This is a genomic window from Solwaraspora sp. WMMA2065 (assembly GCF_030345075.1).
GTDB lineage: Bacteria > Actinomycetota > Actinomycetes > Mycobacteriales > Micromonosporaceae > Micromonospora_E.
Map to the genome: position 1 here is coordinate 3,155,439 of NZ_CP128361.1, position 14,161 is coordinate 3,169,599.

Genomic DNA, 14,161 nt, shown 5'->3' on the forward strand with positions numbered 1-14,161 from the left:
ACGAGTAGTGCCCGCGACGGGTTGCGGCCGGTGCGGGCCGGCAACGGTCAGGCTCGAGCGACCAGAACCGCCGCGTTCTGGCCGCCGAATCCGAGCGAGGTGCTGAGCGCGATATCGAGTCGCAGCGGGGTCGGCTTCTGTGCGATATCGATGTCGAGCCGTCCATCGGGTTCGTCGAGGTTGGCAGTCGGTGGCACCATGCCGCGTTCCACCGCCAGCACTGTGAACGCGGTCTCCACCGCGCCGGCCGCACCGAACAGATGGCCGGTTACTCCCTTGGTCGAGGTCACCAGCGCGCCCCGGCCGACCACCCGGCGCAGCATCTGTGCCTCCACCAGGTCGTTCAACGGAGTCGCGCTGCCATGGGCGTTGACGTGCTCCACCTCACTGGGTGCGATTTGGGCGTCAGCCAGAGCGCCGCGGACCGCGGCCTCGGCTCCCCGTCCCTGAGGATCCGGGGACGTCACATGGTGGGCGTCGGCGCTGGCACCGAAGCCGGCGATCCGCGCCCGGACCCGCGCCCGGCGGGCCTGGGCGTCGGCGAGCCGTTCGAGCACCAGCACACCCGCGCCTTCGCCGGCCACGAAGCCGTCCCGGGCCGAGTCGAACGGACGCGACGCAGCGGACGGGTCGTCACAGCGTCGTGACAGCGCGCCCATCTGTGCGAACCCGGCCATCACCAGCGGGGTCAGCATGGCCTCACCGCCGCCGGTGACGACGATGTCACAGCGCCGCAGCAGCAGCAGGTCTCGGGCGAGTCCGATCGCGGTCGCACCGGACGCGCAGGCCGTGGCGACCACCAGGCTCGGACCGGTCGCGCCGAGTTCGATGGAGACCTGGCCGGCCATCATGTTGGGTAGCTGCCTCGGCAGCAGCAGCGGCGAGACCTGTCCGGCACCTTCGGTGAGCAGGACGCGGTGCTGCTCCTCGACGGTGCCCGGACCACCATCGGCACATCCGAGGACCACCCCGACCCGTGCACCGTCCCAGTCGCGAACGTCGAGTCCGGAGTCAGTGACCGCCTCCTCGGCCGCCAGCACCGTCAGCTGAACGAACCGGTCGAGGCGCCGGGCCCGCCGCGGTCCGAGCATCCGGTCCGCCGCGAAGCCCGGCACCCGGCAGGAGATGTCCACCGGGCAGTCGTTCAACAGCGGATCGGTCTGCGCGGTCGGCATCCCGGCGCACACCCGGTGCCAGTTGGCCTCGACTCCGATACCGGCCGGACTGACGAGGCCCAGCCCGGTCACCGCCACGTCGCAGGTGGACATCAGACCCTCGTGCTGCGGGATTCGACGAGATCGCGGACCGCTCCGATCGTCCCTGCCTGAATCAACTCGTCGTCGGAGACGGGTACTCCCAGTTCCTTATCGATCACCAGGCTCAGCTCGACCATGTCGAGCGAGTCGAGCTCCAGGTCCTGGAACGTCATCTCTGGGGCGAGCGTTGTCCGGTCCAACTGGAACTTGCGGGCGATGATTTCCGTCAGCTGCTCGAACATCGGTATCTCCCTAAGGTTGATCTTGTTCGGTGTTGGTGCCCCGGATGCCCGGGACGATGGGGTGTGGCTGATCAGGCGTCTGCCGCACGGTGGCTCGGAAGGAACGGCCGCCCTGTCGTTCTGGACGCCCTGACCACCGATTCAGATCTGATGCGGACCGTCGCTGTTCAGGGACCTGTTGGCGCAGTTGTCCACGGAGCTGACCCGCCTGAGATCGCACCACGAGGACCTGATGGCCGACTGGGTCCGCAGCGTCAACCGGCTGCGTGACATGCTCACCGGGATCTTCCCCGCACTGGAACGCGCCTTCGACTACTCGACGCGCTCCGCGTTGAACCTGCTCACCGGCTTTCAGACCTCGCAGACAATCCGCGACGCCGGTCTCGCGGGCATCGAGGAGTTCCTGCGCGAGCAGCAAGCCTAACCCAAGGGCATCTACGATATGGCCGCCACCGCCCTGGCCGCAGCCGAGCAGCAACTTTCGCGACCGCCCGGTGAGGCCACCACCGCGGTCCTCGTCGCCCGGCTCGCCCAGCAACTGCTGGACCTGGACCGGCAGATCAAGGACATCGACAAACTGATCACCAGCCAGTTCCGGGCACACATTCAGATTCCTTCTGCTGTTCGGTCCGTCGCACAGCGAGGCATGTATCCGCCATGGTCAATCAACGATTGACCGGTCAGTAACCGAAGCCGTGCGTCACAGGCCAAGTAAAGGTGGTCGCGCCCCAGGTAAGGCCACCGCCGAAGGCAGCGGTCAGCACCCGAGCACCGGGGTCGAATGCCCGTGCCGCCGCCAATTCTGCGATCAGTAGCGGAATGGACGCGGCGGCCGTGTTGCCGACGCGTTCAATGTTCGACGCGACTCGGTCCATCGGGATCCCGAGGCGTTCGGCGATCGCGGTGCAGATCCGCGCGTTGGCCTGATGCGGCACGAACCAGTCGATGTCCGCGGGATCCCAGCCAGCCTGCTTGAGGGCGGCCAGCGCGGCGTTCGACGTGCGTTCGACGGCATGCCGGTAGACGTCCCTGCCACGCATCTGGAACCAGAGATCCTCCGAACCTGGCAGGCGTCCTGTCGATCGCTGGGCCGACCCACCACCGGGGATCATGATCAGTTCGGCGAACTCGCCATCGCTACCGAGTACGCAGGGCCCGAGGGCACCCGGTTCCGCAGCGGACCCCGCGCGGAGCACCACCGCCCCGGCGCCATCGGCAAAGATCACGGCCGCCTGCCTATCAGTGGGATCGACGATCGTGGAGAACGCGTCGGCCCCGACGACCAGGACTCGGTCCGCCGTGCCGGTCGCGATCTGCCCGGCAGCGCTGTTCAACGCGTAGAGAAACCCGCTGCAGACGGCCGCGACGTCGTGCGCGGCCACGCCACTGAGCCCGAGCCCGGCGGCAACCTGCGGCGCGGTGGCCGGACACAGCCGTTCCGGGGTGGAGGTGGCCACGATCACCGAGTCCACGTCGCCGCCGGCGGACTTCAACGCCGCCGCACCCGCTTCGATGGCGAGTGCCGCAGTGCCGACCCCTGGGTCCACGACATGCCGGCGGGCGATGCCTGTCCGGCTGCGGATCCAGTCGTCGGACGTGTCGAGGTGGCGAGCGAGTTCCTCGTTGGTGACGATCCGGGGCGGCACCCAGGATCCGACGCCGGCGATCACCGCCGACCGGGTCGTGACCGGCGCGCCGGCCATCCGCCGGGTACGGTGTCGACTCCCGCTCATACCGGCAGCCCCAGCACCGGCAGCGCATCGGTCAGGCCCATGTATCGCAGCCGTACCGCCGCCATCTCGTCGGTCCAGCGCTCCGCAGTGGCGTAGCGTTCAGCCGGTGTGGTGTCCAACAGCCGACGGCCGGGCCACACTTCGTAGTCGCCCACTATGTCGGCATACTGTGCTAATCCTTCCTGGAACAGTGTCTCGCGCCGCATGATGTAGGCCTCCTCCGGCAGGTCGTCCCATAGCTGCCGGCCTTGCCGAAGGATGTCCAGCAGGCGCGACCGGTAGTCCGGATGGGCCGCGAGATGATCGCGCAGGATCGAGCTGCCGACGCTGAGGTGCCGGATCTCGTCGATGGAGGCACCGCGGGCGATCTCACTCGCGGCCGGGTCGAGCACCTGCCACTTGCGTTCACTCAGCTCGGCTGCGGGTGCCAACACCCCTTCGATGACAATGGTGAAGATCGCGACGCCGCCGATGAAGTCCCCTTCGTCGCGCACCGTCCGGGTTGCGAACTCCTCGACCGGGTCCAGGATCTCCCTGGTGTAGTCGGCCGACATCTTGGCGATCGTCGCCTCCAGGTCCTCCTTCGCCAGGCCGAGCTCGACCAGGTGGTTGCGGAACACCATGGCGTGCCGTGCCTCGTCGACCAGCTGCGTCGTGTAAAACTCCAGCTCCGGCACCCCCGGTGCCTGGGCGACGTAGTGGGCGAGGATGCGGGTCGCCTTCTCCTCCGCGATGGACCGGTAGCCCAGCTCCATCACCAGCGCGTCCCGAAGCGGTCCTGGCCGCAACATGTGCTCAGGCGTGGCCGCAGTCGGCAGGTGCCCGGTCTCGGCACGTCCGCGCAAGGTTCCCTGCGCGACAGCCGAGAGCCAGTACGCGAGATTGCACTGCTCGGCGGTGAGGTTGAGATTCATCGCGCCGTCGAGCAGGGTCGGCGCGTCGTCCCAGTCCGCCTCGGGCGGCACCGTCCGGGTCATCATCGGCTCCTTCACCTCTGGATCGGTTTGGTGCGGCACCGGCTGCCGGACGCGTTGGAACGTCCGGCAGGTGCCGTCGGGTCCTACGGCTGCTGCCTGCGGCCGCTGTGCTGGCCCGCCGCCTGGCTGTCCGTGTCGTCGCTACGGCTGGCCGACGCTGGCGAGACCAGGGTCATGGTGGTTACCTCGTGCAGTCGGCCCGCGTGGTTTAGCAGTGGCCGGCCTCTTCCGACCGAGCCGCCCGTGACCTCGGCAAGGAGCAGCTCGTGGTCGCCGGCGTCGACGATGCGGACCAGCCGGGCACTCAGCCAGGCCAGCGCGCCGACGATGAAGGGCGCACCGCTGATCCGGTCCGGCTGCCACGGGACATGCTCGAACTGCGCCCGGCCGTGGGGGCGGCGCGGGTCGGAGAACCATTTCGCCGGTTCTGCCTGAGTGGCGTCGAGAACACTGACCGCGAACGACCGGTGGGCCTGGAGCAGACTGAGGAACTGCGAACCCCGGTGTAGGCAGAGGCCAACCAGCAGGGGATCCCGCGACACCGCAGTCAACGAGCTGACGGTGACGCCGTGCATGGCGCGACCGGTGTCCACCGCCAGAACCGCAACCCCCGATGCGATCTGGCGTACAGCAGCCCGGCTGCGCCCGGCCTCGGCGTTGCCGGGCATCTGGTCCGTCGCCGGATCGTCCCGCTGGTTCGCCGCCGGATCGGCCAGCCTGGTTCTGCCGGTCCGCGCCTCAACGCTGTTCACTTCGACGATCCACTATGGACGACGAGCGACTCAGGTGCAGTGTCGGCTTTCGAGCGACCCGGCGACTGGATCGAGTCGATCAGCTTGGCGTAGAGGGGATGAGGAACCGGCTCGAACGGCATTCCGAACGGCTTCAGGAAGTTGCCGAACAAACCACGGTCACCGAAAAGGTGGAACGGAATGACCAGCAGCGCCCACTCCGGCCCGATGAACAACATCCACAGACCCACCACGACAGCCTGGGTGATCAGGCTGTGCATGACGTTGTAGAGCACGTAGTACACCTTCGAAATCTTCTTCGAATTGCTGCGCCGGTAGGCGATGGCCCCCGGCAGGTAGCCGATCAGATCGATGTAGAGAAACAGCGCGATGGCCGGCAGCCAGCGAATTTCGTCCCAGTGCATGACAAGCAGCACTGCGCTGACCACGAAGCCAACCAGATATTCAGCCCGGTGTAGTCGAAACGTGTTCGGAGTTTCGAACGGATTTTTCTGATCCATGATCTACCTCTCCAATCAGGTCGATGCGACCGACGTCGGTCGCAGTCCGGGTACTTCCAGGCCACCGCCAAGGCGAACCTCATCGAACATCCCCACAACGACCCAGGCCACCGTCTCCCTGATGACCCGTTCAGCAATCGGATCGAGGATCCCCTCCAGGCTCGGGATGCCGAAGTCAAACTCTGCGGAGAACTGCAGCTGACAACCGTCGGCGACATGATCGAACGTCCAACGCCCGTTGAATACGTCGAAGTCGCCGTCGGTCTGGGCGAAGTCGACGATCAGCTCGTCGCGACGGAAACACTCTTCCTCGGTCCAGCGGAGCAGCCCACTACGGAAATGCAATTCCCAGCTCGAACTCCCGGTCAGTTCGGGCAGGGTCTGATGAACTACTGTCGACTCCACATGTGGCGCGAGCTCCGGATAGCGCTCGAAGCGGACCACGCCGTCGAACACGGTCTCCGGCGAAACTCGGGGAATAAAGGCTGAAAGCTCTACTTCACGCACGATCAGTAACCACCTTCCGGCATACGGGCACGCTTGTCCACGAGATCGCGGGTCGCACCGTCCAACGCTTCGAGAAGAAAATTGACGTCCGAGTCACTCAGGATCGCGGGCGGCGTGAAGCGCACGACCGAGCTGCCGTTCATCGAGTGGTTTCCGACGATCCCGTGGTTGAACAGCTCGATGAGCAGTTCGCCAGCAAGTCCGGCTTCCACCAACTCGATGCCGATCAGCAGCCCTTCACCTCGTACGTCCACCACCAGCTCCGGGCAGTTGGCCGTCACGATCCGGCGTATCTCGGGCAGTAGGCGATGCCCGATCTCCATCGCCCGCGTGACCAGCCGCCCCTCTTTGATCGCCTGAATGGCACCGCGCACCGCGGCCATCAGCACAGGCGCGCCGGAAAAGGTGCCGGTGTGCAGGTACGGATCCTTGTCGAAGGGGCGGAAGGCGTTACGGCTGGCCAGCGCCGCGGAGACCGGCAGCAGTCCGCCGCCGAGCGCCTTGCCGACCAGCAGCACGTCGGGTACCACACCGGCTAGGTCCGCCCCCCACCAGTGGCCGAGCCGGCCCATCCCGGTCTGCACCTCGTCCAGGATGAGGAAGCCCTGGTAGCGCTGACACAGCGTGGCCACCCTGCGCAGGTAGTCCGAGGGCGGAATGATCACTCCACCCTCACCCTGCACCGGCTCGACGATGAAGCAGACCTCTCCTGGGTGGGCGGCGAGTTCGCGTTCGACCGCCCCGGTGTCGCCGTAGGGGACCCGGGTCACTCCGGGCAGCAGCGGCTCGAAAGGCCTGCGGTAGACCTCCTTTCCGCTGGCTGACAGGGCTCCCATGGTCTTGCCGTGGTAGCCCTGGTGCGTGGCGACGATACGACGCTTACCGTGACTGCGAGCCAGCTTCAGGCCGGTCTCGACAGCCTCCGCACCGGAGAGCGCGAAGTGCACACGGTCCAGGCCCTTCGGGGCCACGGAGATCAGCGCCTCCGCAGCGGCGGCGACGGTCGGCTCGAGCAGGATCCGGGTGGCGATGGGATGGCGGTGCAGTTGCTCTAGGACGGCGTTCATCACCGTCGGGTGCCGGGCACCCATGATGAAGACGCCGTAACCGCCGCAGTTGAGAAACCGTTCGCCATCGCTGGTCTCCAGCCACGCGCCGGACGACCCGACCTCCATGTGTGACCCGAACAGTTCGGCCAGGGTCGCCCTCCCCTTGCTCAGGTGAGCCCGGTAGAGATCCAGAGTGCGCCGTTCGGCGCCGGCGCCGGGCAGTTCGACAGCTGGTCCGACCATGGTCATGCCGTTCACCTCCGATCGTTGTTGTCCGCGCCGGTCAGGACAGCACCAGCGGCCGGCCTGCGAAGTAGTCGACCAGCGGCTCAGCCGCGCTGGCCTGCGATGGCGGATGGAATGCCAGTGGCCGGGCCGCAGCGGTCAAGTAGGCGTCGTCGCTCGACGTGATGAAGGACATGCCGCCGGACAGTTCGACCGCGAGATCGGTGGCCTGCCGGATGGCGTCCTGGGCCGCGTACCGGGCGATCAGGACCGCCGCCACCGCCTCGTCTCCATCGACGCCATCAAGGACTGCTCGGGCCACTCCCTCGACCCCGGCGATCGCCGACTCCAACCGGATCGTCATCCTCGCCCGGTCGGTGACGGATCCGCGGCCGTTTGCAAGCACCCGTTCGACGAGTGCGCTGGCCGCCCCGAGATAGACCGAGGTAATCATCAGCTCGAACCAGACGAAGCCGGCGGTTTGCAGATCGTCGAGCCGGTCCGGGTCGTCCGGTGCGGTCCGGATGACGAGGTCCTCCGGCACGTGGACGTCGGCCAGTCGCACCTCGTTACTCTCGGCGCCGGCCAGCACGTACGTCGACCAGAACGGGTGCACTGACACGCCGGGACTGTCGGCGGGTATCAGCAGTACGGCGAGGCTCGGCCGGCCGTCCACATCCGGCACCGCCGCGCTGGCGGTAAGCAGATCCATCGACGTCGACAGGCTGCACGGCTTCTTGCCACCACTGACCAGGTAGCCACCGGACACCGGACGGGCACTAACGCTCGGCGTCAGGATGTTCGCATTCGGGCGGCCCTCGGCCCAGCCCGAGGCCATCAGCAACCCTTCCGGCGCCATCCTGCCCAGCAGCGACAGCTGGGTCCCGGTGAGCCGGCCGGCTGTTCCGGCCAAGGCGAAGAGCATCGCGGCGGTGAAATGGTGCATCGTCACAGCCGCCCCCAGAGACGGTGTGTACGCCGAGATGGCGCGGATCACCCGGACGGCGTCGAGCGCGTCGGCGCCCGCGCCCCCGTACGCCTCAGGTACCAACAGCCCCGCACCACCGTGGGCCCGGTACGTCTTGATCGACGTGGCCTGAGCGGATTCGTGGACGGACAGCGAGGTGTCGGCGAGCGCTCCGCACAGCCCTGGATGGAACTTCTCGCATGCTGCGCGCGCGATGTCGAGAGACCGCATTCGGTTTCAGCTCCCCCTGTAACATGTGTCCGGTGTGGATGACTAGTCTCCGACGCCGAGCCCGGACGGAGTTCACTCGCCGAAGACAGCGGTCCGCGGCCGGATGCCATCAGCCAGGCTCACACCTTGCAGGTGCGACGTCTTGAGGATGGGATAGTTGGCCTCGCCGAACGCGCCGCCGGTCAACCCGGTGCCGCCGTGGCTCGGCAGGTATGGCAGGAACCCGATGTGCGAATCGTTCACCTTTAGCAAGCCGCCGTTGCGCGTCCGGTTGACGAACGTATCGACGACCCGCTGGTCCCGCGCCCACAGCGAATTGCGCAGCCCGTAGCGGTTGGTGTTCACGAAGTCGACGAGACCGTCAAGCAACGCCTCGTCATCGGCGGCTTCCGGCACCACCACGGGGATGAGCGGGAAGAAGGTCTCGTGGGTGACGACGTCGAACCGTCGCGCCCCGGCCAAACCGTCGACCCGCACGACCGTCGGTTCGAGGAAGACGCCGGTGTCCGATGGGGTCCCATCGAGTTCGATCCGCCGCCCGCCGCAGACGAGTTCGGCACCGGTGTCCAGCGCCTGCCGCAGCAGGCGGAAGAAACGCTCACTACGCCGTACCGGCGACAGCAGCACCCCAGGGTCCTCAGGGTAGCCAGGGCGGAGGTCGGCAACCTGCCGGATCACCTCGGCCAGCAGGTCGTCGGCGATCGCGGGGTGCGCCAACACGTAGTTCGGAACCATGCAGATCTGACCGGAGCCGTAGAAGCACTCGGTCACCGCTTCAGCGGCCATCGGCAGGTCGGCGTCGCGCCAGACCACCAGGCCGTCGTTGCCGGCCAACTCGAGCACAGGCTTCTTGCCACGGGTCACGCACTCGCGCTCGAACCGCAGGCCCTCCTCGCTACCGCCGAAGTAGATGACGTCGTTGACGCCCGGGTGCGCCAACCACCGGTCGATCGTCTGCTGCGGCCTGCCGCAGACCGCATTGAGCGTGCCCGGTGGCGCGCCGACCTTGCGCAGCAGCGGCGCGATCAGCTCGCGCACCACGTACATGGTGCTTAGTGCGATACTCCTCGGCGCCCGTACGACGACAGCGTTGCCCGCCATCAGCACCAGCACCGCGAGTGCGGCGCTCGGTGCCGGGGCGTTCTGCGGGGGATTGATGCACACCACCCCATCCGGACTTCGACGGACGATGAGGCGCCGGGGTCCGTGATTGAAATCGGCCTGCATCTGCTGGCGGTACCACGAACAGCTTTCTTCACTGTAGACCTGCTCGAGACAGGACAGCTCCCACTCGGCCAGCTTCCGTGGATGCGCTTCCGCCATCAACAGCTCAAGGAGGGTCTCGCGGTTCTCCCGCAACTGCGCCAGAAACAGCTCGCCTAGACGCATCCGGTCGTTCAGCGGAACAGCCGCCCATTCCTCACTGGCACTGACGGCAGCGTCGACCGCCGCGTCGATGTCCGCTACTTCCGCCACGGCGACGCGGCCCACCACATACGGGTGCAGCGCGGTCGGCGAGTCCGGATTCTGCTCCAGCGCGCGCTTTACACTGATACTGGTGAATACATCCTCCAACAACGACCTGGAACTGACCGTGTACACCCAACCCGCACCCGGCACGTCGCGATCACCGATATACGATGCGTAACTGCGCACCGGCGCCGGTGACAGATCACTGGGCAGGTCCCTGTTTCCACCTTCGGCTTCCGGAGGCACGGCATTGACATCACTGGCGATAGCCACTCGATTAGCTCCTCGAGCCATTGGCAAGGACGCCGCTTCAGGCGTCCTTAATCAGTGAGACAAGCAAATATTGCCAGCACTCCCTGACGGCTTGCTGATAACCGCCTGACCGACCACACCAGGAGGACTTCCCGAAAGGGGTCCGCCGATCCGGAACCGAGCCCTGTCGATGTGACGTGGCGTGACGGCCCGGGTGTGATCAACTCGGGCGTGTCGCTTGTGGAGACGGCGGCCGGCATCGTCTAGATCATTCGGGTTATGTGGACTCAAACGATCAACGGCCGGCCGCCGCGTTGTGAGCGTATGACCGGGTTGGACTCCGATCAAGTCGACTGGTTGGTCGAGCAGGTGGACGCGCTGCTGGACTGGGACCTGCCGGTGGGACGGCCGCGGGCGTTGCCGCTGGACACGGCGCTGGTGATGGTGCTGTTCGGGCTGCGGCACAACCTCGCGCCGGACGTGCTCGGTGAGGTGTTCGGCTGCGGCTCGACGACCGTGGAGCGCTACCAGGACGAGTTGGAACCGTTGGTGGACGAGGTGTTGACCCCGTTGTACGAGCGGGTCCGTGACCAGGCCCGCCGGGACGCGGTCCTGGTCGATGGTCTGGTCGCGCCGGTCGGGGAACGCGACGACGTCGACGGGTTGTTCTCCGAGAAGAAGGGCTTCTGCGGGCAGAACGTGCAGGTGGTCGCCAACCTCGCGGGACGGGTGGTCGACGTGGGTGATCCGTGTCCGGGGGCATGCACGACCGGAAGGCCTTCGACGTGTCCGGGATCGCCGCCCGGTGGGCAGGCCACTACGCACCCGGCGGGCCCGGGATGATCGGTGACAAGGGCTACCAGGGTGCCGGCATCGCGAGTCCGTACAAGAAGCCCCGGGGTCGGGAGTTGACCGAGGTCCGACGTGCGTGCAACACCGCGCTCAACCGGCTCCGCGCCGCCGTTGAACGCGCGATCGCCCACCTGAAGTGTTGGGAGGTTCTCAAGACCGGATTCCGCAGATCGCTGGAACAGTTCCCCGCCACATTACTTACGGTAACCAAGTTGGAGATCTTTCGCGTTTACGGATTGCGTTGAACCGACCCGGAAATAGTTTTGGGAAGTCCTCCAGAATCACGGAAAGCAGCCGCAGTCCAGGAAGACGTCGAGAGGTGTCCGGCGACCGGTCGAGCCGACGAAACATGAGACACGTGGACGGCGCCGCCGACGCGACTGGGTACCGCGAGGGTCAGCGCAGGGCGTCGCGGACCAGCCCCGCCAACCGTCGTGGGGTGATCTCGGCAAGGTGCTCGAACTCCTCGGCGACGTCGGCAGCGCCGCCACTGGCAGCGAACTTCGCGCGGACCAGTTCGCGGTGGGACCGGCGGGTTTCGGGCCCGGCGCCGCCAATCGGGATCATCTGTTCCCTGCTCACCGACCGCCCGTCGTTGAGCCAGACCACGAGCCGGGCCGGGGTGGCCTTGGCCGCGTGCCGGAAGGAGACCAGAGCCGGCGGAAGTTCGTCCGGCTGGGCCGTCCCGTCGGTGCCGACGCCGCAGCCGTCGGGTAGCGCCGATCCTGCCAACTCGTCGCCGACGAACTGACGCAGCCATGGTCGGGCCCGTTCGCCCGCCTGCAACAGGGCGGCGCCGAACGGAGCGACAGATTCGAGCAGGGCCGACGTCATCGCCGGATCGTGCCGCAGGCGCACTCGCCGGGCGAGTGTCCAACGCGCCGGATCCGCGATCGCCGGGTGGTCGAAGTCGGCCACGGTCAGGTCGCCGGTCAGTAGCGCCGTGGCGACCGGATAACCGGTCGAGAGGAGCAGCGAGCTGAGCGGGCTGGCCGGGCCGTCGAGGTAGTCGCCCACCTGCTCTGCGGCGAACAGTGTGTACACCGACGCCGCGACCTCGACGTCCACGATCGCGGCCGGGTCGACCTCGCGATGCAGCGCGATCGCGCAGTCGACGGCCGCGTCGATGCCCGGGCCGCCTGGACGGAGCTTGAACGAGAGCGTCTCGGTATGCCAGCGTTGTCCCAGCAGGTCGGTGACGACCTGCGGGACAGGCACCGACGCGAACCGTGCGAGGAATCCCCGGGGATGCTCCAACAGGTCTGCAGGACCGGTCAGGCCGGCGATGGCACCGTCGCAGGCGTCCATGGCCGAGCGCACCGGTACCAGTACGTGCAGCAGTTTGGCCTCACCGCCGAGGAATCCGTGCATGACCGGCCAGGGCGGGGCGGCGAGTGCCAGACTCATCGCGTCGGCCCAGCACTTGGCGGGTGCCTTCACGCAGGCAAACCGCCCGGCCACTGCGCCGACGAGATGGGTGTGCATCGCGCTCTGCCCCCGCAGCGGCCCCAGGGTGGCGGCGGCAGTGATCCGGGCGGCGCATTCGTTGGCCACGATCACGGCGGTCAGCAGGGTCCGCCCATCGATCCGGCCGGTGGCGGCGTAGGCCAGTGGTACGCCTACCGTGGACGGTGCGAGATGGCCGGCGTACGCGGTGTCGTCGAGATTCAGCCACGACCCCACGGCGGCCAGGGTCGCGGCCGAGTGCCGCGGATCCCGTTGGAGAACAGGGCCGTACGCGCGGACCAGCCTGCTGCCGAGAGAGTGCTGCAGCCCTGCTCGGATGGCCGCGATCTGAGCGATGATCTGGCTGATGCCGAGTTCGACCACCGGCTTCGGGAGGTCGGCGAACCGTACCTGAGCGGCCCACCGGGCGAGAGTGCCGAGCAGTGTCGGGCCGAGCTGGGCTGACGACGGCGCCGGTCGGTCGTGCCGCTGAGCGACCAACGACTCACCCCGCGCCCGGTCGGGAGCCGTCGGACCGGCCGAGTCGACCGGCCCGGCAGAATACCGGCAAGGCCTGCGGCAGCACGTCCAGCGTTACTGTCGGCCAGCTCATCGGCAGTAGCTCACCGTCGTGTTCGAACCACAGCGGGTCTCCTGCGGTGTTGCTGACGACGATCCGGCGGCCACGCGAGTACACCGTCCCCGGCCTGGCCAGATGCTGGGCGTTGCGGGTCAACTCGGGTACGTCCACCGGTGCGACGTCGGCGCCGATGACGCAGACGTCGAGCAGCCCGTCGTCGAGCACCGAGTAGGGCAGTACCTCATACTGGCCTCCTCGATGTCGGCCGCCACCGACGTTGGCCAGCACGGTGGGTCCTTCGTGTACGACCGTGCCGTCTACCTCGACCCGCCCCGGGTAGGCGACAAAGCCTGCAGCGGCCCGCGACAACGCCACCTGGTAGCGGGATCGGCCGGTCAGTGGTACGTCGGGGGCGATCGTCAGTGCCTTGGCGATGAGCCCAGAGCAGGCACCCAGCATCACCAGCGCGTCAGTCTCGACAAGCCGGCACAAGTCGAGCAATCGCACTTCTCCCCGGAGCCGGCTTCCGGTCCCTGCGGCGGCCGGGGTCGGCGACAACGCCGCCATCACGGCGTCCGGCCAGGGCAGGTTCCCCCATTGGGCGAGGTAGTTCGAGTTGCCGGTGCCGGCTGGAATTACCAGCAGGGCAGGTGTCGTGTCCGGCCTGTCCGGACTGTTGCCACCGGCCCCACTGACCGACGCCAGCCGAGTCGCCGCGACCAGACCGGCAACCACCTCGCGGACCGTTCCGTCACCGCCCACCGCCAGGACGATCTCCGGCCGGTCTGTCTCGGGACGGGTCGCGGCCCGCTGTGCGACCTCGGTTGCGTCGCCGGGTCCCGCGGTCAAATGGATCTCGACCCGCGCCACGAAGCGCCGGCACAGCGCAACCAACTTCGCCACCAGCGCAGGGCTGTTTGTGCCGGCCATTTGATTGGCGATCAGCAACGCACGGTGGACAACCGTCCTTCTTCGTCGCATCGAGGCTCTCTTCTGAACGTCGCCGGTTGCGGAGAGGGCAGGATTCGAACGCTGCGTGGGCAATGCCCGACCGGGCGGACCCGGCCCCCAATAGACCACTTCGGGTACCTCTCCTCATCAAAAGTCCGACCTCTGACCGAT

At 67.4% G+C, this 14,161-nt stretch carries 16 protein-coding genes and 1 tRNA gene; 4 read left to right on the top strand and 13 right to left on the bottom strand.

What is annotated here, in order from left to right:
- Positions 1 to 47 precede the first annotated feature (47 nt).
- A complete protein-coding gene (locus O7610_RS14175) occupies positions 48 to 1,268 on the bottom strand; it encodes a beta-ketoacyl-[acyl-carrier-protein] synthase family protein (protein WP_281551220.1) in 1,221 nt (406 codons plus the stop codon).
- The gene (locus O7610_RS14180; protein WP_281551221.1) at positions 1,268 to 1,498 is read right to left on the bottom strand and encodes an acyl carrier protein; all 231 of its coding nucleotides are present in this window, start codon (positions 1,496 to 1,498) and stop codon (positions 1,268 to 1,270) included. The genes O7610_RS14175 and O7610_RS14180 overlap by 1 nt, the downstream gene beginning before the upstream one ends.
- A 232-nt stretch (positions 1,499 to 1,730) precedes the next feature.
- Between O7610_RS14180 and O7610_RS14185 the strand changes: the two genes are divergently transcribed.
- Both O7610_RS14185 and O7610_RS14190 read left to right on the top strand, forming a co-directional pair.
- Entirely contained in the window at positions 1,731 to 1,922 is a 192-nt protein-coding gene (locus O7610_RS14185) for a hypothetical protein (protein ID WP_281551222.1), read from the top strand.
- An 18-nt stretch (positions 1,923 to 1,940) separates the two neighbouring features.
- Positions 1,941 to 2,174, top strand: a complete 234-nt coding sequence (locus O7610_RS14190; protein ID WP_281551223.1) for a hypothetical protein — start codon at positions 1,941 to 1,943, stop codon at positions 2,172 to 2,174.
- 4 nt (positions 2,175 to 2,178) lie between these two features.
- Here O7610_RS14190 and O7610_RS14195 read toward each other — a convergent pair whose 3' ends face one another.
- The 8 genes from O7610_RS14195 to O7610_RS14230 form a co-directional block, all read right to left on the bottom strand.
- A complete protein-coding gene (locus tag O7610_RS14195) occupies positions 2,179 to 3,231 on the bottom strand; it encodes a beta-ketoacyl-ACP synthase III (RefSeq protein WP_281551224.1) in 1,053 nt (350 codons plus the stop codon).
- Positions 3,228 to 4,208 carry a ferritin family protein gene (locus tag O7610_RS14200; protein WP_281555679.1) on the bottom strand — a complete coding sequence of 327 codons (981 nt, stop codon included), beginning with the start codon at positions 4,206 to 4,208 and terminating at the stop codon, positions 3,228 to 3,230. The genes O7610_RS14195 and O7610_RS14200 overlap by 4 nt, the downstream gene beginning before the upstream one ends.
- 83 nt (positions 4,209 to 4,291) lie before the next feature.
- Positions 4,292 to 4,960, bottom strand: a complete 669-nt coding sequence (locus O7610_RS14205) for a flavin reductase family protein (RefSeq protein ID WP_289213473.1) — start codon at positions 4,958 to 4,960, stop codon at positions 4,292 to 4,294.
- Positions 4,957 to 5,460 carry a hypothetical protein gene (locus O7610_RS14210; protein WP_289213474.1) on the bottom strand — a complete coding sequence of 168 codons (504 nt, stop codon included), beginning with the start codon at positions 5,458 to 5,460 and terminating at the stop codon, positions 4,957 to 4,959. The genes O7610_RS14205 and O7610_RS14210 overlap by 4 nt, the downstream gene beginning before the upstream one ends.
- 15 nt (positions 5,461 to 5,475) lie before the next feature.
- Positions 5,476 to 5,967 (bottom strand): type II toxin-antitoxin system RatA family toxin, encoded by a 492-nt coding sequence (locus O7610_RS14215; RefSeq protein ID WP_289213475.1) that lies wholly within the window; start codon positions 5,965 to 5,967, stop codon positions 5,476 to 5,478.
- Positions 5,968 to 5,969: 2 nt separating this feature from the next.
- Positions 5,970 to 7,265: an aspartate aminotransferase family protein gene (locus tag O7610_RS14220; protein WP_281551228.1), complete on the bottom strand. Its 1,296-nt coding sequence runs from the start codon at positions 7,263 to 7,265 to the stop codon at positions 5,970 to 5,972.
- A 34-nt stretch (positions 7,266 to 7,299) separates the two neighbouring features.
- Positions 7,300 to 8,439, bottom strand: coding sequence for an acyl-CoA dehydrogenase family protein (locus O7610_RS14225; protein ID WP_281551229.1), 1,140 nt, complete (start codon positions 8,437 to 8,439; stop codon positions 7,300 to 7,302).
- Between the two features lie 72 nt (positions 8,440 to 8,511).
- A complete protein-coding gene (locus tag O7610_RS14230) occupies positions 8,512 to 10,182 on the bottom strand; it encodes an aldehyde dehydrogenase family protein (RefSeq protein WP_281551230.1) in 1,671 nt (556 codons plus the stop codon).
- 303 nt (positions 10,183 to 10,485) lie between these two features.
- Between O7610_RS14230 and O7610_RS14235 the strand changes: the two genes are divergently transcribed.
- Together O7610_RS14235 and O7610_RS14240 are read left to right on the top strand one after the other, a co-directional pair.
- The gene (locus tag O7610_RS14235) at positions 10,486 to 11,004 is read left to right on the top strand and encodes a transposase family protein (RefSeq protein WP_289211540.1); all 519 of its coding nucleotides are present in this window, start codon (positions 10,486 to 10,488) and stop codon (positions 11,002 to 11,004) included.
- Positions 10,923 to 11,258 (top strand): transposase family protein, encoded by a 336-nt coding sequence (locus O7610_RS14240; protein ID WP_289213476.1) that lies wholly within the window; start codon positions 10,923 to 10,925, stop codon positions 11,256 to 11,258. The genes O7610_RS14235 and O7610_RS14240 overlap by 82 nt, the downstream gene beginning before the upstream one ends.
- A gap of 151 nt (positions 11,259 to 11,409) precedes the next feature.
- Here O7610_RS14240 and O7610_RS14245 read toward each other — a convergent pair whose 3' ends face one another.
- The 3 genes from O7610_RS14245 to O7610_RS14255 form a co-directional block, all read right to left on the bottom strand.
- Positions 11,410 to 12,960 carry an MmgE/PrpD family protein gene (locus O7610_RS14245; RefSeq protein WP_281551232.1) on the bottom strand — a complete coding sequence of 517 codons (1,551 nt, stop codon included), beginning with the start codon at positions 12,958 to 12,960 and terminating at the stop codon, positions 11,410 to 11,412.
- Positions 12,961 to 12,964: 4 nt separating this feature from the next.
- A complete protein-coding gene (locus O7610_RS14250) occupies positions 12,965 to 14,020 on the bottom strand; it encodes a diacylglycerol/lipid kinase family protein (protein WP_281551233.1) in 1,056 nt (351 codons plus the stop codon).
- Positions 14,021 to 14,049: 29 nt separating this feature from the next.
- Positions 14,050 to 14,134, bottom strand: a tRNA-OTHER gene (locus O7610_RS14255).
- Between the last annotated feature and the right edge of the window lie 27 nt (positions 14,135 to 14,161).

Excerpts from the sequence above, each read along its gene's own strand:
- O7610_RS14210 (WP_289213474.1), bottom strand. The coding sequence starts at position 5,460 with ATGGATCAGAAAAATCCGTTCGAAACTCCGAACACGTTTCGACTACAC.
- O7610_RS14240 (WP_289213476.1), top strand. The coding sequence starts at position 10,923 with ATGCACGACCGGAAGGCCTTCGACGTGTCCGGGATCGCCGCCCGGTGG.
- O7610_RS14175 (WP_281551220.1), bottom strand. The coding sequence starts at position 1,268 with ATGTCCACCTGCGACGTGGCGGTGACCGGGCTGGGCCTCGTCAGTCCG.
- O7610_RS14220 (WP_281551228.1), bottom strand. The coding sequence starts at position 7,265 with ATGACCATGGTCGGACCAGCTGTCGAACTGCCCGGCGCCGGCGCCGAA.
- O7610_RS14200 (WP_281555679.1), bottom strand. The coding sequence starts at position 4,208 with ATGACCCGGACGGTGCCGCCCGAGGCGGACTGGGACGACGCGCCGACC.
- O7610_RS14180 (WP_281551221.1), bottom strand. The coding sequence starts at position 1,498 with ATGTTCGAGCAGCTGACGGAAATCATCGCCCGCAAGTTCCAGTTGGAC.
- O7610_RS14190 (WP_281551223.1), top strand. The coding sequence starts at position 1,941 with ATGGCCGCCACCGCCCTGGCCGCAGCCGAGCAGCAACTTTCGCGACCG.
- O7610_RS14235 (WP_289211540.1), top strand. The coding sequence starts at position 10,486 with ATGACCGGGTTGGACTCCGATCAAGTCGACTGGTTGGTCGAGCAGGTG.
- O7610_RS14250 (WP_281551233.1), bottom strand. The coding sequence starts at position 14,020 with ATGCGACGAAGAAGGACGGTTGTCCACCGTGCGTTGCTGATCGCCAAT.
- O7610_RS14185 (WP_281551222.1), top strand. The coding sequence starts at position 1,731 with ATGGCCGACTGGGTCCGCAGCGTCAACCGGCTGCGTGACATGCTCACC.
- O7610_RS14195 (WP_281551224.1), bottom strand. The coding sequence starts at position 3,231 with ATGAGCGGGAGTCGACACCGTACCCGGCGGATGGCCGGCGCGCCGGTC.
- O7610_RS14225 (WP_281551229.1), bottom strand. The coding sequence starts at position 8,439 with ATGCGGTCTCTCGACATCGCGCGCGCAGCATGCGAGAAGTTCCATCCA.